The sequence below is a fragment of the Xenorhabdus sp. PB62.4 genome, assembly GCF_014467285.1.
Taxonomy (GTDB): Bacteria; Pseudomonadota; Gammaproteobacteria; order Enterobacterales; family Enterobacteriaceae; genus Xenorhabdus.
Genome location: NZ_NKHR01000003.1, coordinates 36,530 through 60,801, shown reverse-complemented (window position 1 = coordinate 60,801; position 24,272 = coordinate 36,530). Strand labels below are relative to the sequence as shown.

The window sequence follows — 24,272 nt, the reverse complement described above, 5'->3', positions numbered from 1 at the left end:
AGTAAATCTGCTGATGTCACAGAATATCAATTTCCCCGATCCGCTGCTGAGGGTTAGCCACCATGGCTTGTAGCACAGCGAGCAAACAGTCAATGTGTCGTTCTATGGTCGGTTGGTCAAACAGGGCCGGAGCATAATTTATCGCCCCGACAATCATGTCATTCTCCTCAAAAAACTCTATTTCGAGATCACAATTGATAATATTTAAATCATGAATAACCGATGACACTGTCAGCCCCGGTAGTGTCCAGTCGGGATCTTCATAATCCTGCCAGGCAAACATGACCTGGAACAACGGTGTATGATCTGACCGGCGTGACGGCTGCACAATTTCCACCACCTGCTCAAACGGCAAATCCTGATGCGCCTGTGCCCCTAACGTGGTTTGCCGGACTTGTGCCAATAACTCCGCCACGGTCAGTTCATCCGAGGCTCTCGTGCGCAATGCCAGTGTATTCACGAAGAAGCCAATTAAAGGCTCCACTTCCTGACGGCTGCGACCAGAACTGGGGGTCCCGATAATGACATCTTCCTGACCGGACAAACGCGATAAGACCACCGTCCAGGCAGATAATAGTGTCATAAATAATGTGACACTGTGCTGAGCACTCAGGCGTTTCAGGGCGGCCATTAATTCCGCATCCAAATTGATGGGTAAAACTTGTCCGACAAACGACTGCTCAGACGGGCGTGGCCGGTCTGTAGGCAAATTCAGCAAAGCCGATGCATCAGCCAACGTCGTGCGCCAATAGTCAGATTGCGCCTGCATACGTTCAGAGGAAAACCACTGACGCTGCCAGGCGGCATAATCAGGGTACTGGATCGCCAGCGCGGGTAAAGGATCCGGTTGCCCGGCCAGAAAAGCCGTATAGAGTGAGTTCAGTTCATCTATCAGTACCTTCATTGACCAGCCATCGGAAATAATATGGTGCTGGGTCAGCAAAAACTGATATTCGTCATCTGCCAGCCGGATAAGCATCGTTCGGACAAGCGGCCCATGGCTGAGATCAAATGGTGCAGACACCTCCTCAGTACGCAGTCGTTCCAACGCTGTTTCAGCATCCGGGCACCCTCGCAGGTCATGATGAATCAACGGCAATCCGCGGTCTGCCGCCAGCAGTCGGATCTGAGGCTGACCGTCAACGGAAACAAAGACAGAGCGCAGCGCTTCATGGCGGGCAAATAACACATTCAATGCCTGCTGCCAGACTGCGATATCCAGTTGACCACGCAAATGCAACACAAGTGGCATATGATAGCGCTCACTGACGCCCTCAAATTGAGTCAGTGACCACAAGTGCTGTTGAACGAATGACAAAGGCAATCCCTCTTCACGGGAGACGGGCATGATGGGGGGCAATGTGCTTTGTTGATCAAACGTGCTTTGTTGATCAAACCGGCTATGGAGTCTTTCAGCAAGGGCAGCCAAAGAGGGGGAACTAAACAGTTCACTCAGTGGCAATTCCATTCCTAAAGCGGCTATCCCGTTCATGACCCGCATCGCCAGCAATGAATGTCCGCCCAGCGCAAAGAAATTATCATGTCGGCTGATCAGTTCAGTCCCCAGAACTTCCCGCCAAATCGCCGCTAACGCGATTTCCATTTCTCCTTGCGGAGCTTCATAGATTTGCCGGGCAAAAGCGTCTCCGTCCGGTGCCGGCAGTGCCCGGCGATCCAGTTTGCCATTCGGAGTTTGTGGGAAGCTGTCTAGGTGCATAAAGGCCGCTGGCACCATATAATCCGGCAAAACCGCACTCAGGTGGGTACTCAGGTTGTTGACCAGCGCTTCATCCGCTTCCGCCACGACATAGGCCACCAGCCGTTTACCCTGCCCGTCATCCAGTGCCAGTACGGCTGCCTCATGCACCGCCGGATGTTCCAGCAAGCGGGTTTCAATTTCCCCTAGCTCTATACGGAAACCACGAATTTTCACCTGATGATCGTTACGGCCAAGGAATTCCAGATTGCCGTCTGGCTGGTAACGGGCCAGATCCCCCGTGCGATACATGCGGGTGTCAGATACCGGACTAAAGGGGTCGGGAATAAAGCGTTCTTCACTTAAGATCGGCTGGTTAAGATAACCCCTTGCAACCCCCACACCACCAATATAGATTTCCCCCACACAGCCTAACGGTACGGGTTGCCCGTTACTGTCCAGCAGGTAAATGCGGGTATTCCTGAGTGGCCGGCCGATAGCTCGATCATCATCTGGGGAGAGCATTTCCTGGCAGGTGGCCGTAACGGTATTTTCCGTCGGGCCATAGGCATCTAATAACCGGGGACGATGACCTTCCTGTGCAAACCAGTCCTGAAGGGCTTTTCTCTGGACAGCCTCACTGCCAATAATAATCAGTCTGAGTTCGTCAGGCAGCGGTAATCCTTTGTCTCTGCCCGCCAGTTCAGACCAGAACAATGTGGGCAGGAACATCACCGTGATACGATTTTCCCGGGCTAAGGCAATAAATTCCGGCATAGACGCCAGCCAGCTATCATCGCGAATGACCAGCGTGGCGCCATGACATAATGACGAGAAACACTCCTCAACAGAAACATCAAAGGCAAACGCCGCAAACTGCAACACCCGGTCCTGCGCTGTCACACCATAAAGTTCATTGACGCCCAGAGTACGTTGATAAATCGCCTGATGCTCCACCATCACTCCTTTCGGCTGCCCGGTAGAGCCGGAGGTATAAATCACATAGGCCAGATGTTGTGGCGTTAATACTGAGACCTGTGGGTTACTGTCCAGTTGATCCAACTGAATTGTCGGGTCAAGAACAGTTAACTCAGCCAGTATCTCGTCACCCAATATGGACTGCCCAACCCTATCCGCCACTACCACGGATGGAGTACTGTCACTCAGGATATAGGCCAGACGCTCTGCCGGGTAGGTGATATCCAGGGGCACATAAGCACCGCCCGCTTTCAGTACCGCCAGCAATGACACTACCATGGACGGTGAGCGTGTCACACAAATGGCTACCCGTTGATCCGGTTCGACACCCAGTTCAATCAACTGATGGGCCAGCCGGTTAGCGCGGGCATTTAATTCGGCATAACTTAGCGTTTGTCCCTGATATTCCAGTGCCGTGGCCTCCGGGGTTTTCTGTGCCTGCTGTTCAAACAACTGATGAATACACAAGGCCTCAGGGTAGGCGGTTTCCGTCCCGTTCCAGATGTCCAGCAATAAGGTACGCTCCGCTTCCGGCAGGATTTCCAATGCCCGCACCGGCATATCCGGGGTGTGTTCCAGTGCGTCCGCCAGACTTTCCAACGCCTGCTGCATATAGCCGCATAACCGTTCCGGGTCAAACGGCAGCACCGCACTTGCCGTCAATCCCAAGGCATCACCAAAATCTTCTACCGATAGCCCAAAGGGGTAATTGGTTCGTTCCTCTCCGTCTAAAAATTCAATGCCTTCCAATGTTTCATCCGACGGCTCTGAGAGAGTATTGTGACGATAATTTAACAGGGCGCTAAAAAGAGGGGTGCCACGTTCAACTCCGCTACATTGCTGGGCCAGCGCCAGTGAAGCATGCTCATGGACTAATAATTCCGCCAGCCGGCGATGGGCGGCCTGTACGCTGTCCCGTACCGGAGTGTCATCCATATCCAATCGCAACGGCAAGGTATTAATAAACAGCCCCATCCCACTGTCTGCCCCCTCTCCCGCAACCATGCGCCCAAACAGCACAGTGCCGAATACCACTTTTTCTTGTCCACTGGTGCGCGACAACACCTGTGCCCAGGCCAGATGACACAAGGCCGCCAGACTCACCCCCTGCTGCCGGGCCTGATTGCGCAAACGCTCATTCAGCTCAGGCGGCAGCAGTCGGTAAGATTCCATTTCCTGAGATCCATCAAGATGGACCTCCACCAGCCCGAACGGCAATGTTGGTTCCTCCACTTCTGCCAGCATTTCGGTAAAGAAACGGGTGTGGTCTTCCTGACTCACGCCCAACCGCACCTGCACCACCAGATTACGGAACGGCACAGGAGCAGCCAAGCTTGCCTCTTGTCCCATCAGATATGCCTGCACTTCACGGTGCATCATTTCCGCCGTTTCATGGTCGCCAATCATATGATGGTGCAATTCCAGCAAGTACCAGCGTCCATCCGTTTCCTGAGCAACCACAAAGTGCAGTAGCGGGGCCTGATTCAGGTCAAGACGATAATGACTGGGATCAAAACGTCGGCTTAACTGGTCAATAACCGGGCCGTCAGCCGGTTCCAGCGTCAGCTCCGTCACTGATAAGGGAGCATGGCGCCAGACGACCTGCACCGGAACAGATACGCCTTGCCAAATAAAGGCTGTACGTAAAATATCGTGGCGATCAACCACCCATTGTATCGCTGCCAGATAACGATCCAGCAACAAACGGTCAGCAAACACTATCTGCCCGCTCATCAGGTACGTATCCCCTTCCCGTGCCAGTAAGTGGTGGAACAAAATCCCGTCCTGCAACGGGGATAACGCGTAGATATCCTGAATATTCGTCACCCCGCCCGGTACTTGTCTGACAATGAGATCAATATCCGCCTGCGTTAAATCCACCAGCGGTAACATTTCCGGGGTCAGGTGCTGCGTTTCGGGGGTAATCACATTCGGCGGGACTTCGACGGCCTGATGCCGTCCCAACGTTTGTGCCAGATCGGACAACACCGGCGACCGGAACAAATCCCGTACCATCAGTGTTAATCCCAACTGACGTAAGCGCTCAATCATGCGCACCGCGAGCAATGAATGACCACCCAGAGCAAAGAAGCTGTCATGGCGGCTGACCTGCTCAATGCTCAGTAATTCGTTCCAAATCGCCGCCAGCGCCATTTCGGTTTCCCCCTGCGGGGCTGCATAGGTTTGGCGGGCAAATGCCTCTCCATCCGGAGCCGGCAGTGCCCGGCGATCCAGCTTACCATTCGGCGTTAATGGAAACGCATCCAAACGCACAAAAGCCGCCGGCACCATATAATCCGGTAAAACTGCGCTCAAATGAGTGCGCAGACTATTCGCCAACTCCTCATCCTCTTCCGCCACCACATAAGCCACCAGCCATTTATCTGTTCCATCACCCAGTGCCAGTACTGCCGCCTCACGCACTGCCGGATACTCTGCCAACCGGGTTTCAATTTCTCCCAGTTCTATACGGAAACCACGAATTTTCACCTGCTGGTCATTACGGCCGAGGTATTCAATATTGCCATCAGCCAACCAACGACCAAGATCACCGGTTCTATACATGCGGGCGTCTGCATCAAGGGAGAACGGGTCGGCTAAGAAGCGTTCAGCCGTCAATTCGGGACGATTCAGGTAACCGCGGGCCACGCCAGCTCCGGCGATATAAATTTCGCCTGCCACGCCAAGAGGGACGAGTTGTCTGCGCTGATCGAGGAGATAGATCCGGGTGTTAGCGATTGGGCGGCCGATATGATGGATAAAACCCTCTGTCCGGCTCATCCGTACCCACGTTGAATACGTGGTCGTCTCAGAAGGACCGTACAGGTTGCAGACATGTTGTACGGCTGTGCGGGTAAATAAACGTTCGACAATGTGTGACTTCAATTCTTCACCCGCCAAATTGACCGTTTGGGTCTTCATCGGCACGGCGTTAGCGTCAAGTAACTGTGCAATGGCCGAAGGGACTGTATTGATCAGGCTAACGGGGTGTTCAGTGGTGACCAGTGACAACACGTTGGAGACCAGATGAACCGTGCCACCAGCCAGTAGAGGAGCCAAACATTCGTACACGGCCAAATCAAAACTCAGTGACGTGGCAAACAGGGTCTGCGCCAGTTCCTCTGGGCTGAAATTTTGTTGAGCCCAGGTGAGGAAATTCACGGCATTACGGTGCGTGATTGCCACACCTTTAGGCAGTCCCGTCGAGCCGGAGGTGTAAATTACATAGGCCAGATGGTGTGATGTCAGTCCCAACGCCTGTGTATCTGGGTTATCGGTGGAGTGTGACATCAAGAATGCGGCTTTGGTATCAAGTACCACAGCAGGCACCGTGCTGGCCAATCGGTCAACCCACTCCGTTTGGGTCAGCATTACGAGAGGAACGGCGTCTTCGAGCATATATGCCAGCCGCTCAGCCGGATAAGCGGGATCGAGTGGCACATAGGCACCGCCCGCTTTCAGTATTGCTAATACCCCAACCACCATTTCTGGTGACCTTGACATACAAATCGCTACCCGTTGCTCCGGTTCAACACCCAGCTCAATCAACCGATGAGCCAGTTGATTAGCACGGGCATTTAATTCAGCATAGCTGAGAGTTTGCTCTTCATACACCAATGCGATTGCATCAGGGGTTTTCTCCACCTGTTGCTCAAACAACTGATGAATACACAACGTCTCAGGATAAGCAGTTTCCGTCGAATTCCAGGTTTCCAGCAACAACCTGCGCTCTGCCGGTGTCAGGATATCAATGTCCCCGATCCGCTGTTGGGTGTTAGCTACCATGGCCTGCAACACAGTGTGCAAATAACCAATGTGTCGTTCCATGGTTGTTTGATCAAACAGAGCCGTAGAATAATTTAAAGCACCGGCAATCCTGTCACCCTCCTCAAACAGCCCCAGCTCAAGATCAAATTTGACAATCTCCATATCTTGATCAGCCGGAGACACGGTCAATCCCGGCAGTGTCCAGTCGGTATGTTCATTGTTTTCCCAGGAAAACATCACCTGAAACAGTGGCGTATGGGACAGCCGACGTAGCGGTTGTGCAATTTCCACTACCTGCTCAAACGGTAAATCCTGATGCGCCTGTGCCGCTAACGCGGTTTGCCGGACCTGTGCCAGCAATTCTGCCACCGTCAGCTCACCCGAAACCCCCATACGCAACGCCAGCGTATTGACAAAGAAGCCAATCAAAGACTCCACTTCCTGACGGCTGCGACCAGAACTTGGGGTTCCAATAATGACATCCTCCTGACCGGATAAACGCGATAAGACCACTGCCCAGGCGGATAACAGTGTCATAAATAAGGTAACACCGTGCTGCGCGCTCAGGTGTTTCAGCGCGGCCGTTAGTTCCGCATCCAAATTGATGGGTAAAATCTGACCGGCAAACGACTGCTCAGACGGACGTGGCCGGTCTGTAGGCAAATCCAGCAAAACAGGGGCGTCAGCCAGTGTTGTACGCCAATAATCAGATTGCACCTGAATACGCTCAGCGGAAAGCCACTGACGCTGCCAGACCGCATAATCAGGATACTGGATCGCCAGCGCGGGCAAAGGGTCCGGTTGCCCGGCCAGAAAAGCACTATAGAGCGTGTTCAGTTCATCTATCAGTACATTGACCGACCAGCCATCGGAAACAATATGATGTTGGGTCAGCAAAAACTGATATTCGTTATCCGCCAGCCGGATCAGCACCGCCCGGATAAGCGGGTCACGGCTGAGTTCAAATGGCGCAGACATTTCCTCAGCGCACAGTTGTTCCAGTACCGCTTCGGTATCCGGGTGTTCACGCAGGTCATACTGAACCAATGGCAATCCGTGGTTTGCCGTCAGCAGACGGACCTGAGGCTGACCATCTACGGCAATGAAGACAGAGCGCAGCGCCTCATGGCGGGCAAATAACGCATTCAGTGCCTGCTGCCAAACCGTGATATCCAGTTGACCACGCAAACGTAGCGCAATGGGAATATGATACGTTTCACTGGCGCCTTCAAACTGAGTCAGGAACCACAAACGCTGTTGAGCGAATGACAATGGCATTATCCCCTCACGGGAGACGGGCATGATGGGAGGTAATACGCTGCCTTGTTGATCAAACCGGGCCTGAACCGCCTCGGCAAGTGCAGCCAAAGAAGGGGCGTTAAACAGCGTACTCAGCGGCAATTCCCCTCCTAAAACCGCTATCCGGTTCATGACCCGCACTGCCAGCAATGAATGGCCGCCCAGCGCAAAGAAATTATCATGCCGGCTGATCTGCTCAATGCCCAGTAATTCACCCCAAATCGCCGCTAACGCAATTTCTGTTTCTCCCTGCGGGGCTTCATAGGCTTGCCGGGCAAAGGCGTCTCCGTCCGGTGTCGGCAGTGCCCGGCGATCCAGTTTGCCGTTCGGGGTCTGCGGGAAGCTGTCCAGACGCACAAAGGCTGCCGGCACCATATAATCCGGCAAAACCGCACTCAGGTGAGTACGCAGGTTGTTGACCAGCGCTTCATCCGCTTCCGCCACGACATAGGCCACCAGCCGTTTACCCTGCCTGTCATCCAATGCCAGCACGACGGCTTCATGCACTGCCGGATGCTCCAGCAAGCGGGTTTCAATTTCCTCCGGTTCAATACGGAAACCGCGAATTTTCACCTGCTGGTCATTACGGCCAAGGAATTCCAGGCTACCGTCCGGCAGGTAACGGGCAAGATCCCCCGTGCGGTACATCCGGGCACCCGATACGGGGCTAAAGGGATCGGGGATAAAACGTGCTTCACTTAAGGCTGGCTGGTTCAGATAACCCCGCGCAACCCCTACACCACCAATATAGATTTCCCCCACACAGCCTAACGGCACCGGTTGCCCGTTGCTGTCCAGCAGGTAAATGCGGGTATTTCTGAGTGGCCGGCCGATGGAACGATCATCGTCCGGGGAGGAGACTACCTGACAGGTGGCCGTAACGGTATTTTCCGTCGGACCATAGGCGTTTAATAACCGGGGGCGGTGACCTTCCTGTGCAAACCAGTCCTGAAGGGCTTTTTTCTGGACGGCCTCGCTGCCAATAATAACTAGCCTGAGCGCGTCAGGCAGTGGTAATCCTTTGTCTCTGCCCGCCAGTTCAGACCAGAATAACGTGGGCAGGAACATCACCGTAATACGGTTTTCCCGGGCTAAGGCAATAAATTCCGGCATAGAAGCCAGCCAGCTATCATCGCGAATGACCAGCGTGGCGCCATGACATAATGACGAGAAACACTCCTCGACCGAGACATCAAAGGCAAACGCCGCAAACTGTAATACCCGATCCTGCGCTGTCACACCATAAAGTTCATTGACGCCCAGAGTACGTTGATAAATCGCCTGATGCTCCACCATCACCCCTTTCGGCTGGCCGGTAGAGCCCGAGGTATAAATCACATAGGCCAGATGTTGTGGTGTTAATGCTGAGAGCTGCGGGTTGCTGTCCGGCTGATCCAACTGAATTGTCGGGTCAAGAACGGTCAACTCAGCCAGTACCTCGTCACCCAATATGGACTGTCCGGTATCATCCGCCAATATTACGGATGGGGCGCTGTCACTCAGGATATACGCCAGACGCTCTGCCGGGTAGGTGATATCCAGCGGCACATAAGCACCACCCGCTTTCAGTACCGCCAGTAATGACACCACCATAGACGGTGAGCGTGTCACACAAATAGCGACCCGTTGCTCCGGCTCTACTCCCGACTCAATCAACTGATGGGCCAGCCGGTTAGCACGGGCATTTAATTCGGCATAACTCAGGCGTTGTCCCTGATACTCAAGCGCTGTCGCCTGTGGAGTTTTTTGTACCTGCTGTTCAAACAACTGATGAATACATAACGTCTCAGGATAGGGAGTCTCCGTCGCATTCCAGGTTTCCAGCAACAACCTGCGCTCTGCCGGTGTCAGAATATCAATGTTCCCGATCCGCTGTTGGACGTTAGCCACCATGGCCTGCAATACAGTGTGCAAATAGCCAATGTGTCGTTCCATGGTTGTTTGATCAAACAGGGCAGTGGCATAACTTAAATCACCCGCGATCCTGTCGTCCTCTTCAAACAGATCTAGTTCGAGATCAAATTTGACAATCTCCATACCTTGATCGGCTGGTGATACTGTCAATCCCGGCAGTGTCCAGTCCGTAGGTTCATTATTTTCCCAGGAAAACATCACCTGAAACAGTGGCGTATGGGACAGCCGACGCGACAGTTGTACAATTTCCACCACCTGCTCAAACGGCAAATCCTGATGCGCCTGTGCCGCTAACGCGGTTTGCCGGACCTGCGCCAGTAATTCTGCCACCGTCAGCTCACCCGAAACCCCCATACGCAATGCCAGCGTATTGACAAAGAAGCCAATCAAAGACTCCACTTCCTGACGGCTGCGACCGGCACTGGGGGTTCCAATCACGATGTCCGTTTGACCGGATAAACGCGATAAGACCACTGCCCAGGCGGATAACAGCGTCATAAATAAGGTGATACCGTGCTGCGCGCTTAGACGTTTCAGCGCGGCCGTTAATTCCGCATCCAAATTGATGGGTAAAACCTGCCCGGCAAACGACTGCTCAGACGGGCGTGGCCGGTCTGTAGGCAAATCCAGCAAAACGGGGGCATCAGCCAGTGTTGTACGCCAATAATCAGATTGCACCTGAATACGCTCAGCGGAGAGCCACTGACGCTGCCAGACGGCATAATCAGGATACTGGATCGCCAGCGCAGGCAAAGGATCCGGTTGCCCGGCCAGAAAAGCGCTATAGAGCGTATTCAGTTCATCTATCAGCACATTGACTGACCAGCCATCGGAAACAATATGATGCTGGGTCAGTAAAAACTGATATTCGTTATCCGCCAGCCGGATAAGTACCGCCCGGATAAGCGGGCCACGGCTGAGTTCAAATGGCGCAGACATTTCTTCAGCGCACAGTCGTTTCAGTGCTGCTTCGGTATCCGGGTGCTCACGCAGGTCATGCTGAACCAATGGCAATCCGTGGCCGACTGCCAGCAGGCGGACCTGAGGCTGACCATCAACGGTAATGAAGACAGAGCGCAGCGCTTCATGACGGGCAAATAGCGCATTCAGCGCCTGCTGCCAGACCGCGATATCCAGTTGACCACACAAACGTAGCGCAATGGGAATATGATATGTTTCACTGACGCCTTCAAACTGAGTCAGGAACCATAAACGCTGTTGAGCGAATGACAATGGCAGTATCCCCTCACGGGAGACGGGCATGATGGGGGGCAGTGTGCTGCTTTGTTGCTCAAACCGGGTATGGAGTTTTTCAGCAAGGACAGCCAAAGAAGGGGCATTAAACAGCTCACTCAGCGGCAATTCTCCCCCTAAAACCGCTATCCGGTTCATGACCCGCACCGCCAGTAATGAATGTCCGCCCAGCGCAAAGAAATTATCATGCCGGCTGATCAGTTCAATCCCTAAGACTTCCCGCCAAATCGCCGCCAACGCGATTTCTGTTTCTCCCTGCGGGGCTTCATAGGCTTGCCGGGCAAAGGCGTCTCCGTCCGGTGCCGGCAGTGCCCGGCGATCCAGTTTGCCGTTCGGGGTCTGCGGGAAGCTGTCCAGACGCACAAAGGCTGCCGGCACCATATAATCCGGCAAAACCGCACTCAGGTGGGTACGCAGGTTGTTGACCAGCGCTTCATCCGCTTCCGCCACGACATAGGCCACCAGCCGTTTACCCTGCCCGTCATCCAATGCCAGCACGACGGCTTCATGCACTGCCGGATGCTCCAGCAAGCGGGTTTCAATTTCCCCCAGTTCAATACGGAAACCACGAATTTTCACCTGCTGATCATTACGGCCGAGGAATTCCAGACTACCGTCCGGCAGGTAACGGGCCAGATCCCCCGTGCGGTACATCCGGGCATCCGGTACGAGGCTAAAGGGATCGGGGATAAAACGTGCTTTACTTAAAATTGGCTGGTTCAGATAACCCCGTGCAACCCCTACGCCACCAATGTAGATTTCCCCCATACAACCTAACGGTACGGGTTGTCCGTTGCTGTCCAGCAGGTAAATGCGGGTATTTTTGAGTGGCCGGCCGATGGAACGATCTTCGTCCGGGGAAGAAACTGCCTGACAGGTGGCCGTAACAGTATTTTCCGTCGGACCATAGGCGTTTAATAACCGGGGGTGGTAACCTTCCTGTGCAAACCAGTCCTGAAGGGCTTTTCTCTGGACGGCCTCACTGCCAATAATAATCAGTCTGAGTTCGTCAGGCAGCGGCAATCCTTTGTCTCTGGCCGCCAGTTCAGACCAGAATAACGTGGGCAGGAACATCACCGTAATACGGTTTTCCCGGGTTAAGGCAATAAATTCCGGTATAGAAGCCAGCCAGCTATCATCACGGATCACCAGCGTGGCGCCATGACATAATGACGAGAAACACTCCTCAACGGAGACGTCAAAGGCAAACGCCGCAAACTGCAATACCCGGTCCTGATCCGTCACGCCATAAAGTTCATTCACCCCCAGAGTACGTTGATAAATCGCCTGATGCTCCACCATCACCCCTTTTGGTTGTCCGGTAGAGCCCGAGGTGTAAATCACATAGGCCAGATGCTGTGGCGTTAACGCTGAGAGCTGCGGGTTGCTGTCCGGTTGATCCGGCTGCATCGTCGGATCCAGTACCGTCAACCCGGACAGTATCTTGTCACCTAATATGGATTGCCCGGCCTCGTCTGCCACTAGCACGGACGGGGTGCTGTCACTCAGGATATAGGCCAGACGCTCTGCCGGGTAGGTGATATCCAGCGGCACATAAGCACCACCGGCTTTCAGTACTGCCAAGAGTGACACCACCATAGTCGGTGAGCGTGTCACACAAATGGCTACCCGTTGATCCGGTTCGACACCCAGTTCAATCAACTGATGGGCCAGCCGGTTAGCGCGGGTATTTAGTTCGGCATAACTCAGGCGTTGCCCCTGATACTCAAGCGCTGTCGCCTGTGGAGTTTTTTGTACCTGCTGTTCAAATAACTGATGAATACACAAGGCTTCAGGGTAGGCGGTCTCCGTCCCGTTCCAGATATTTAACAATAAGGTACGTTCCGCCTCCGGCAGGATTTCCAATGCCCGCACCGGCATATCCGGGGTGTGCTCCAGCGCGTCTGCCAGACTTTCCAACGCCTGCTGCATATAGCCGCATACCCGTTCCGGGTCAAATGGCTGCACCACATTCGCCGTCAATCCTAATGTCTCACCACCATCCTCCACCGACAACCCAAAGGGGTAGTTGGTTCGTTCCTGTACCTCTAAAAATTCAAAACCGTCCAGTGTATTATCTAGCGGATCTGAAGGGCTATTGTGCCGGTAGTTTAACAAGGCACTAAAGAGAGGCGTGCCGCGTTCAACGCCGCTACACTGCTGGGCCAGCGCCAGTGAAGCATGCTCATGGGCTAATAATCCTGCCAGCCGGCGATGGGCGGCCTGTACACTGTCCCGTACCGGGGTATCATCCATATCCAGCCGTAACGGCAAGGTATTGATAAACAACCCCATGCCACCCTCTGTCCCTTCGCCCCCCGTCATGCGCCCAAACAGCACGGTGCCGAACACCACTTTTTCCTGTCCGCTGGTGCGCGACAACACCTGTGCCCAAGCCAGATGGCACAAGGCCGCCAAACTCACTCCCTGCTGCCGGGCCTGATTGCGCAAACGATTATTCAGCTCAGGCGCCAACAGCCGGTAAGATTCTGTTTCCTGAGCTCCATCATGATAGACCTCCGCCAACCCGAACGGCAGCGTGGGTTCCTCCACTTCTGACAGCATCTCGGTAAAGAAACGGGTATAGGCTTCCTGACTCACGCCCAACCGAACCTGCGCCACCAGATTGCGGAATGGTACAGGCACGGGCAAGCTCTCTTCTTGCCCCGTCAGATAAGCCAGCACTTCACGGTGCATTACTTCCAGCGTTTCATGGTCACCAATCAGGTGATGCTGTAATTGCAGAACAATCCAACGGCCATCCGCTTCCTGCGCCACCACAAAGCGCAATAACGGCGCGTCACTCAGATCAAGACGATATTGATTGATATTAAAACGTTCATCCAGTTGCCTGCTGACTGGCCCATCTGCCGGATCCAGTGTCAGTTCCGTTACTGACAAGGGAGCATGACGCCAGACGACCTGCACCGGAACAGATACCCCTTGCCAGATAAACGCGGTGCGTAAAATATCGTGGCGGTCAACCACCCGTTGTATTGCCACCAGATAACGATCCAACAAAGATCGGTCAGCAAACGCCATCTGATCGGATAACAAATACGGATCCCCTTCCCGTGCCAGTAAGTGGTGGAACAAAATCCCGTCCTGCAACGGGGATAACGCGTAGATATCCTGAATATTCGTCACCCCGCCCGGTACTTGTCTGACAATGAGATCAATATCCGCCTGCGTTAAATCCACCAGCGGTAACATTTCCGGGGTCAGGTGCTGCGTTTCGGGAGTAATCACATTCGGCGGGACTTCGACGGCCTGATGCTGTCCCAATGTTTGTGCCAGATCGGACAACACCGGCGACCGGAACAGATCCCGCGCCGTCAGTGCCAACCCCTGCTGACGCAGGCGCTCAATCATACGCACCGCGAGCAATGAATGACCACCTAGCGCAAAGAAGCTGTCATGGCGGCTGATCTGCTCAATGCCCAGTAATTCACCCCAAATCGCCGCCAGCGTTATTTCGGTTTCCCCCTGCGGGGCCGCATAGGTTTGGCGGGCAAATGCCTTACTGTCCGGTGCCGGCAGCGCCCGACGATCTAATTTACCGTTCGGCGTTAATGGAAACGCATCCAGACGTACAAAAGCGGCCGGCACCATATAATCCGGCAAAAGGGCACTCAGGTGGGTACGCAGGCTATTCGCCAGCCCTTCATCCGTATCCGCCGCTTTCGTTTCTGTGACCGCCGTTTCTGTGACCAAATAGGCCACCAGCCGCTTATCCTGCCCTTCTCCCTGCGCCAGCACCACCGATTCACGCACCGCCGGGTGCTCTGCCAACCGGGCTTCAATTTCCCCCGGTTCAATACGGAAGCCACGGATTTTCACCTGCTGATCATTACGGCCCAGAAATTCCAGATTGCCATCCGGCCGGTAACGGGCTAAATCTCCGGTACGGTACAAGCGCGCATCCGGAATATTACTAAACGGATCGATAAGAAAACGCTCGGCGGTTAATTCAGGACGGTTCAGGTAACCCCGCGTCACACCCACCCCACCAATATACAGCTCACCCACTGCCCCCAGCGGCACCGGCTGACGATGAGCATCCAGCAAGTAGACTTGGGTATTTGCCGTTGGACGCCCGATAGGCACCGCAGTATCTGTATAGTCTGACGGGCAATACCAGGTTGTGGCACAAACCGTTATCTCTGTCGGGCCATAAGCATTGAACAGGGTGGCCCGGCCACACAATGCCCGGAGTAACGCCGTACTGGGCGCTTCACCCCCCAATATCAGGGTGGGTTTTACCGTTAACGCCGGTACATCTGCCCCGTCATGAAGCAAAGCAGGTGTCAGGCAAGCATGCGTTATCGCCTGTGTTTCCAGATAGTGCCATAAATAGATCGGGTTCTGACGAACACTGTCTGCGGGAATATCCAGCGTAGCGCCACTGCACAGTGACATCATAATTTCCCAGACACTGGCATCAAAGCCCAATGAAGCGAACTGCAACACCCGGCTATCCGCACAAATAGCGAATTGCGTGATTTTCTCCTGAATAAGATTGACCAATCCACGATGTTCTACCATCACCCCTTTCGGCGTTCCGGTCGAACCGGAGGTATAAATCACGTAGGCCAAATGCCGTGAAGTCAATACCGGTATCTGCGGGTTGTTATCCGGTCGGTCAAACCAGGTATTCGGGTCGAGCACTTTCCGTTCTGCTAATGCTTGCTCACCCAATGCTGTCCGTCCGATATTATCTGCCAGCACAATAGCCGGCGCAGCATCCGCCAGATTGTATGCCAGACGCTCTCCCGGATAAGCCGGATCCAGCGGTACATAAGCCCCACCCGTTTTTAAGACGGCCAGCAGCCCGACCACCATTGCCGGTGACCGTGACACGCAAATGGCGACTCGTTGCTCCGGCTCTACGCCCAGTGCGATTAACTGATGAGCCAGTCGGTTAGCACGGGCATTTAATTCAGCATAACTGAGTGTCTGGTTTTCATAGACCAGCGCGATGGCCTGCGGTGTTTTCTCCACCTGCTGTTCAAACAACTGATGAATACATAACGCCTCAGGGTAGACTGCTTCCGTTGCATTCCAGGTTTTTAGCAACAGCGTGCATTCTGCTTCCGGCAGGATCTCTAACTGCCGTATCGGTGTTTCCGGGGCCTGTTCCAGCGCGTCCGCCAGACTTTCCAGTGCCTGCTGCATATAGCTGCATATTCGCGCCGGCTCAAACGGCTGAACGACCTGAGCCGTCAATCCCAACGCCTCACCAAAATCTTCCACTGACAGCACAAAGGGATAGTTGGTCCGCTCCTGCCCGTCTAATAACTCAATTCCCTCCAGTGCTTCATGCAATTGATTCGATTGATCGTTATGCCGATAGTTCAACAGAGCACTAAAGAGGGGCGTTCCGCGTTCAACGCCGCTACACTGCTGGGCCAGCGCCAGTGAAGCGTGCTCATGGGTTAATAATTCCGCCAGCCGATGATGGGCGGTCTGTACGCTGTCCTGTACCGGGGTGTCGTCCATATCCAGCCGCAACGGTAAGGTATTAATAAACAATCCCATCCCACTGTCTGCCCCTTCTCCCGCGGCCATACGCCCAAACAGCACGGTGCCGAACACCACTTTTTCCTGTCCGCTGGTGCGCGACAACACCTGTGCCCAGGCCAGATGGCACAAGGCCGCCAGACTGACACCAAAACGCCGTGCCTGACTACGCAGGCGGTCATTCAATTCAGGTGCCAGCATCTGGTGAGATTCTGTCATCTGTGAGCCATCGTGATGCACCTCCGTCAAACCAAATGGCAATGTCGGCTCTTCCACCTCCGCTAACAGTTCGGTAAAGAAACGGGTGTGGGCTTCCTGACTCACGCCCAACCGGGCCTGTGCCACCAGATTGCGGTATGGCACAGGTACAGCTAGGTTTTCCTCCTGTCCCGTCAGGTAGGCCTGCACTTCACGGTGCATCACTTCCACCGTTTCATGGTCGCCAATCAGATGATGCAGTAATTGCAGGACAATCCAACGGCCATCCGCTTCCTGCGCCACCACAAAGCGCAATAACGGCGCATCGCTCAGGTCAAGACGATAATGACTGACGTTAAAACGTTCCGCCAACTGGCTGCTGACGGGGCCATCTGCCGGATCCAGTGTCAGTTCCGTCACTGACAAAGAGGCTTGACGCCCGACGACTTGTACCGGAACAGACACGCCTTGCCAAATAAAGGCTGTACGTAAAATATCGTGCCGCTCAACTATCCGTTGCATCGCCACCAGATAACGATCCAGCAAAGGCCGGTCAGCAAACGCCATCTGCTCGGTCAACAGATACGGATCCCCTTCGTGTGCCAGTAAATGGTGAAATAAAATACCGTCCTGCAATGGCGATAAGGCATAAATATCCTGAATATTCGCCACCCCACCCGGTACTTGTCTGACAATGTGGTCAATATCCGCCTGCGTTAAATCCACCAGCGGCAACATTTCCGGGGTCAGGTGCTGCGTTTCGGGGGTAATTACATTCGGCGGGACTTCGACGGCCTGATGCCGTCCCAATGTTTGTGCCAGATCGGACAACACCGGCGACCGGAACAGATCCCGCGCCGTCAGTGCCAACCCCTGCTGACGCAGGCGCTCAATCATGCGTACCGCAAGCAATGAATGACCACCCAACGCAAAGAAGCTGTCATGACGGCTAACCTGCTCAATGCCCAGTAATTCACTCCAAATCACCGCCAGTGCCATTTCGGTTTCCCCCTGCGGAGCCGCATAGGTTTGGCGGGCAAACGCCTCACTATCCGGTGCTGGCAGCGCCCGACGATCTAACTTACCATTCGGCGTCAGTGGAAACTCATCCAGACGCACAAAGGCCGCCGGCACCATATAATCCGGCAAAACCGCACTCAGATGGGTACGCAGGCTATTGACCAATTCCCCATCTACATCTGCCACAACATAGGCCACCAGCCGTTTGTCCCCCCCATTACCGAGTACCAGCACCGCTGTTTCACGTACCGCCGGATGCTCTGCCAGCCGGATTTCAATTTCCCCCGGTTCAATACGGAAGCCACGGATTTTCACCTGCTGGTCATTACGGCCCAGAAATTCCAGATTACCGTCCGGCCGGTAACGGGCCAAATCCCCGGTACGGTACAGGCGTGCATCTGGGGTATCACTAAACGGATCAATAAGGAAACGTTCGGCCGTTAACTCAGGACGGTTCAGATAACCATGGGCCACCCCATCTCCCCCAACATAAATCTCACCAGTCGCTCCCAACGGCACAGGCTGACCGTGACTATCCAGCAGATAAACCCGTGTATTGGCGATGGGCCGGCCAATGGGGAGCCGGATCATGCCCTGTGCCAGCGTCTCAATAGGATATATCGTCGTAAAGGTGGTGCCTTCTGTCGGGCCATAGGCCTGCAAAAGTTGTTGCGGCGGACGATGTTTCAGAACCTGAGCAATAACCGGTAAATCGGGGATATCCCCGCCAAAAATCAGTATTTTTATCTGCGGCAGCGCCGGGGACAACTCTACAGCCAGCCGGTTAAACAACCCGATTGTCAGCCACAGAGCCGTGATACGGTGGGTCTGTAAAGCCCGGACTAATTCTATCGGCGTTAATAACATGGCGTGATCAATCACCACCAGCGATCCCCCGTTAAGCAACGGTGCCCAGACTTCAAAAGTGCTGGCATCAAAAGCCGGATTAGCGGTAAAGGCCACCCGATCATCCGGTTCGATGGCTGCATAACCATTATTGATGACCAGCCGAACCACGGCACGGTGCGGCACCAGCACGCCTTTCGGTGTTCCGGTAGAGCCGGAGGTGTACATGATATAGGCTAATTCCGTGCCGGCACGCGGTAAATCAAGGTTAATACTATTTTGCTCGTTATTTTGCTCGTTATTTTGCTCGTTATTTTGCTCGCCAGCCGTCTTGTTCTCATCGGAATGGCGAAGCAGAGGGACAACCAGATCAGCCGGAAGATCTGTCTGTGTATCGGTGAGTAACAATTTGGCGGAACAGTCATTGATCAGCCAATTTTTCCGCTCATCCGGTACACCGGGATCAAGGGGGACGTAAACTGCTCCGGCTTTAAGCACAGCCAGTTGAGCTACCACCAGCACCATGGAGCGCTCGAACAGCAGCACAATATGATCGCCGGGGCAAACGCCTTGTCCGATTAACTGGCGGGCCAACTGATTAGCCCGTGTATTCAACTCCCTGTAGCTCAGGGTTTTATCTCCCGCTATCAGGGCTGTCGCCTGCGGGGTTTTCTCCACCTGCTGTTCAAACAACTGGTGAATACATAACGACTCAGGATAAGGCGTTTCCGTTGTGTTCCAGGTTGTTAACAATAAGGTACGCTCTGCTTCCGGCAGAATATCCAATGCCCGAACCGGCATATCCGGGGTGTGTTCCAGTGCATCCACCAGACTTTCCAGTGCCTGCTGCATATAGCCGTAGACTCGTTCCGGTTCAACTGGCTGAGCAACCTGAACCGTCAAGCCCAGCGCCTCACCAAAATCATCCACTGACAGCACAAAGGGGTAATTAGTTCGCTCCTGTTCGCTGACAAACTCAATCCCGTTTATTAGTTCTTCTGACATGGCCGATACGGCATTATGCCGATAGTTTAACAGGGCACTAAAGAGAGGCGTGCCACGGTCAACACCACTACATTTCTGGGCCAGCGCCAGTGAAGCGTGTTCATGGGCCAGTAATCCCGCCAACCGGCGATGGGTGGCCTGCACACTGTCCTGTATCGGGGTGTCATCCATATCCAACCGTAACGGCAAGGTATTGATAAACAGCCCTACCCCGCTGTCTGCTCCTTCTCCCGCGGCCATACGCCCGAACAGCACAGTACCGAACACCACTTTTTCCTGTCCACTGGTGCGCGACAACACCTGTGCCCAAGCCAGATGGCACAAGGCGGCCAGACTGACGCCAAAACGCCGTGCCTGACTGCGCAGGCAGCCATTCAACTCAGGTGCCAGCATCTGGTGGAATTCCACCACCTGCGAGCCATCATGATGCACCTCCGTCAAACCAAACGGCAGGGTCGGCTCTTCCACCTCCGCCAGCATTTCGGTAAAGAAACGGGTATGGGATTCCTGACTCACGCCCAACCGGGCCTGCGCCACCAGATTGCGGAATGGCACAGGCACAGACAAATGTTCTTCTTGTCCTGCCAGATATGACTGCACTTCACGGTGCATTACGTCCAGCGTGGTGTGGTCACCAATCAGATGATGCAATAGTTGCAGCAGGTACCAACGGCCATCCGTTTCCTGAGCAATCACAAAATGCAATAGCGGTGGCTGGCTCAGATCAAGACGATAATAGCGCGGATCAAAACGCTGGTTTAACTGATCAATGACCGGGCCATCAGCGGGATTCAGCGCCAGCTCTGTCACTAACAAGGAAGCCTGACGACAGACGACCTGTACCGGCACGGACACGCCCTGCCAGATAAATGCTGTGCGTAAAATATCGTGCCGCTCGACTATACGTTGCATCGCCGACAGATAATGATCCAATAAGGACCTATCAGCAAAAGCCATCTGGCTGGTCAACAGATACGGATCGCCTTCCCGTGCCAGTAAATGGTGGAATAAAATACCGTCCTGCAATGGCGATAAGGCGTAAATATCCTGAATATTCGTTACCCCACCTGGTATTTGTTCAACAATGTGGTCAATATCCGCCTGCGTTAAATCCGCCAACGGCAACATCGCCGGGGTCAGTTGCTGTGTCGCGGGGGTAATGACATTTGGTGGGACTTCAATAGCCCGGTGCTGCCCCAACGTTTTCACCAGATCGGATAACACGGGCGACCGGAACAGATCACTCGCCGCCAGCATCAATCCCTGATGACGCAGGCGCTCAATCATGCGCATCGCGAGCAGAGAATGACCACCCAATGCAAAGAAACTATCATGGCGGCTAATTTGCTTAATGCCCAACAATTCACCCCAGACTGCCGCCAGTATTGTTTCTTCTCTCCCTTGCGGAGCTTCATAAGTCTGCCGGGCAAACGCTTCTTCGTTCGGTGCCGGTAATGCCCGGCGATCCAGTTTGCCATTCGGCGTCTGTGGGAAGCTATCCAGACGCACAAAAGCCGCCGGCACCATATAATCCGGCAGAAGAGCACTCAGATGGGTACACAGGCTGTTTACCCATTCTTGATTCTCTTCTGCCACCACAGTTTCTGCCACGATATAGGCCACCAATCGCTTACTTTGCCCGTTATCCAGTGCCAACACGGCGGCCTGATTCACTGCCGGATGCTCCAGCAAGCGGGTTTCAATTTCCCCCAACTCAACCCGAAAGCCGCGAATTTTCACCTGCTGATCATTACGCCCCAGAAACTCCAGGTTACCGTCCGGCAGGTAACGGGCCACATCCCCGGTACGATACATCCGGGCGTCAGATAGCGGGCTAAAGGAGTCGGGGATAAAACGTTCTTCACTTAAAATTGACTGGTTCAGATAACCCCGCGCGACTCCCACACCACCAATATAGATTTCTCCTGCGCAGCCTAGCGGTACGGGTTGCCCGTTGCTGTCCAGTAAGTAAATGCGGGTATTTCTGAGTGGCCGGCCGATGGAACGATCATCGTCTGAAGAGAAGACTTCCTGACAGGTTGCTGTAACGGTATTTTCTGTCGGGCCATAGGCATTTAATAATCGGGGGCGGTGACTTTCCTGTGCAAACCAGTCCTGAAGGGCTTTTTTCTGGACAGCCTCGCTACCAATAATGATCAGCCTGAGCTCATCAGGCAGCGATAATCCCGGATCTCTGGCTGCCAATTCAGACCAGAATAACGTGGGCAGAAACATCACCGTGATGCGGTTTTCCCGGGCTAAGGCTATAAATTCCGTCATTGACTCCAGCCAGCTATCATCGCGAATGACCAACGTGGCGCCATGACATAATGACGAGAAACACTCCTCGACGGAGACATCAAAAGCAAAAGCCGCAAACTGCAATACCCGGTCCTGAGCCGTCACGCCATAAAGTTCATTCACTCCCAGAGTACGCTGATAAATCGCCTGATGCTCCACCATCACCCCTTTTGGTTGTCCGGTAGAGCCCGAGGTGTAAATCACATAGGCCAGGTGCTGTGGTGTTAATGCTGAGAGCTGCGGGTTGCTGTCCGGTTGATCCGGCTGCATCGTCGGATCCAGTACCGTCAACCCGGACAGTATCTTGTCACCTAATATGGATTGCCCGGTATCATCCGCCAATATTACGGATGGGGCACTGTCGTTAAGGATATACGCCAGACGCTCTGCCGGATAAGTGATATCCAGTGGCACATAAGCACCACCCGCTTTCAGTACCGCCAGCAGTGACACCACCATGGCCGGTGAGCGTGTCACGCAAATGGCGATCCGTTGCTCCGGTTCAATTCCCTGCTCAATCAATTGATGAGCCAGCCGGTTAGCACGAGCATTTAATTCGGTGTAACTCAGTGTTTGCCCCTGATACTCCAGCGCTATCGCCTGTGGAGTCTTTTGTACCTGCTGCTCAAACAACTGATGGATACACAAGACTTCAGGATAAAGGGTTTCAGTCGGGTTCCAGGTTTCCAGCAACAACGTCCGTTCCGCCTCCGGCAACAAATTAAGCTGCCCGATGGGGATGTCATCACCGCTCCCTTTTGATAACAGCAACATCTGTAAATGTTCATCCATTCGCGCAATCACTTCCGCACCCAGGCGATTTTCATCATAGATCCAACGGAAACCACCTTGTTCATTTATCTGAAGTGTCAGTAATTCGCCAGACGCTTTCTGATCACACTGTCTGCCATCCTGTATCACCGAAACAGCTATAGGCCACGGATGGCGAGTGCTTAATTCAGGGATGGCATGCAGTGAAGGAGAATGGGAAAGGAGGTCATAACTAAATGTCTGATGTTGCGCCAGTCGGACAAGTTCATCATCAACCGCGCCAGCCACCCCATGCCACGGCTTATCCAATGCCACTTCAATATCCATAGGCACCACTGATGCCAGATTTGCCCGTTTATCGTTTAATGCCACACACCAGCCGATTTGGAATGTAGACTGCTGAGTCAGACGCGCAAGATAGATAACAAATGCCTGCAACAATATTCGCCATGGCTCCTCTTGACCATTTTGGGGAGACGGGGACTGCCAACGGCTTATTGCCCAACGGGGTTCTGCAATCTTATGGGGAATGTCGAAAGGTAACTGGATGGGTTGCAAAGCGGCAAGACGCTGATACCAAAATAGCTCACTGGGTGTAAGTGATTGAAGAGTATTTATCCCAGAAAGCGCTTCACCATTAAGAATATTTCCCGCTGTAGCAATGTTATCTTTCATTTATTACCTCACCTCAACGAATCTGTTAGTTGTTTGAAAATGATCATTCTTTAGAATCATCAAAAATATTTTTCTTACGTTTTGTTCATTTGATTGGAGAGAAATACAACTAATACATAAAGCATTGATCAAGATATTTAAGCAATATTTTTCATCAGGCTTTAAATACAATAGCCCGATAAATAGTGATAAAGTTAACGTCATGGAGTAATAATGTTGTTAACAATGGGTTAAATAATTAGCAAGATAAATTTGAATAGGATATTCTATTTTTGTCAACTCCATTTACTATCCTCATATTTACTTTCCCTACTTCAAGACACAGGTTTAAAATGATATTAATTATACTAAATCAAATTATTTAATTAGTTTACACTCCAGGGTATTAAAATATATAAAACCAATAATATATAGGTGGAGAAAAATGCAATCCAAAGCAACTGTAATTATTGGACATTATATTCTCCCAACATAGTGACCTTCCCTGAATATCACCTCAAGCGAAAAGACGCTGAAAAATAAATAATAAAATAGCTTAAACAAATATTGACACCTGTGTTAATATCCACCTTTCACTTTATATTACCCTACATACAAAACCCAATAAAATAACCTTTTCAACAAATAAAAAACTTATAGAATAAACATAAACTCACCTTAATTGATGTGGTAATTAATGCCTTTTGATGATTTGAAATAATTAATAGACTTAAATTGTGATCAATAATCCATAACGCAATAAATCGGCTTGAATAAAAATCCCATTTTTCTTATTGTTGGAGTCGGCGGAGAGACAGGCAAACAACCTCAGCTAACTAGATGCTTCAAACATCTAGAATATGCAGGGTAAGCAGCCTAAAGCCAACTAGATGCTTCCAACGTCTAGCGCATGCAGGATAAGCGGCCTAAACCAACTAGATGCTTCCAACGTCTAGCCGTATACAGGATGAGCTGCCTAACCATCTGGATGCTTTTAACATCCAGTATGGGCAAAATAAGCAGCCTAAACCATCTGGATGCTTTTAAC

Annotated in this window: 1 protein-coding gene; it reads right to left on the bottom strand. The window is 52.9% G+C overall.

Annotated features, from left to right (window positions below; all coding sequences use genetic code 11):
• Nucleotides 1-16: 16 nt before the first annotated feature.
• A complete protein-coding gene (locus Xenpb_RS03525) occupies nt 17-23,245 on the bottom strand; it encodes a non-ribosomal peptide synthase/polyketide synthase (RefSeq protein ID WP_187653124.1) in 23,229 nt (7,742 codons plus the stop codon).
• Between the last annotated feature and the right edge of the window lie 1,027 nt (nt 23,246-24,272).

What these genes read in the sequence shown, in the direction of transcription:
- Xenpb_RS03525 (WP_187653124.1), bottom strand. Translation starts at nt 23,245, where the DNA reads ATGAAAGATAACATTGCTACAGCGGGAAATATTCTTAATGGTGAAGCG.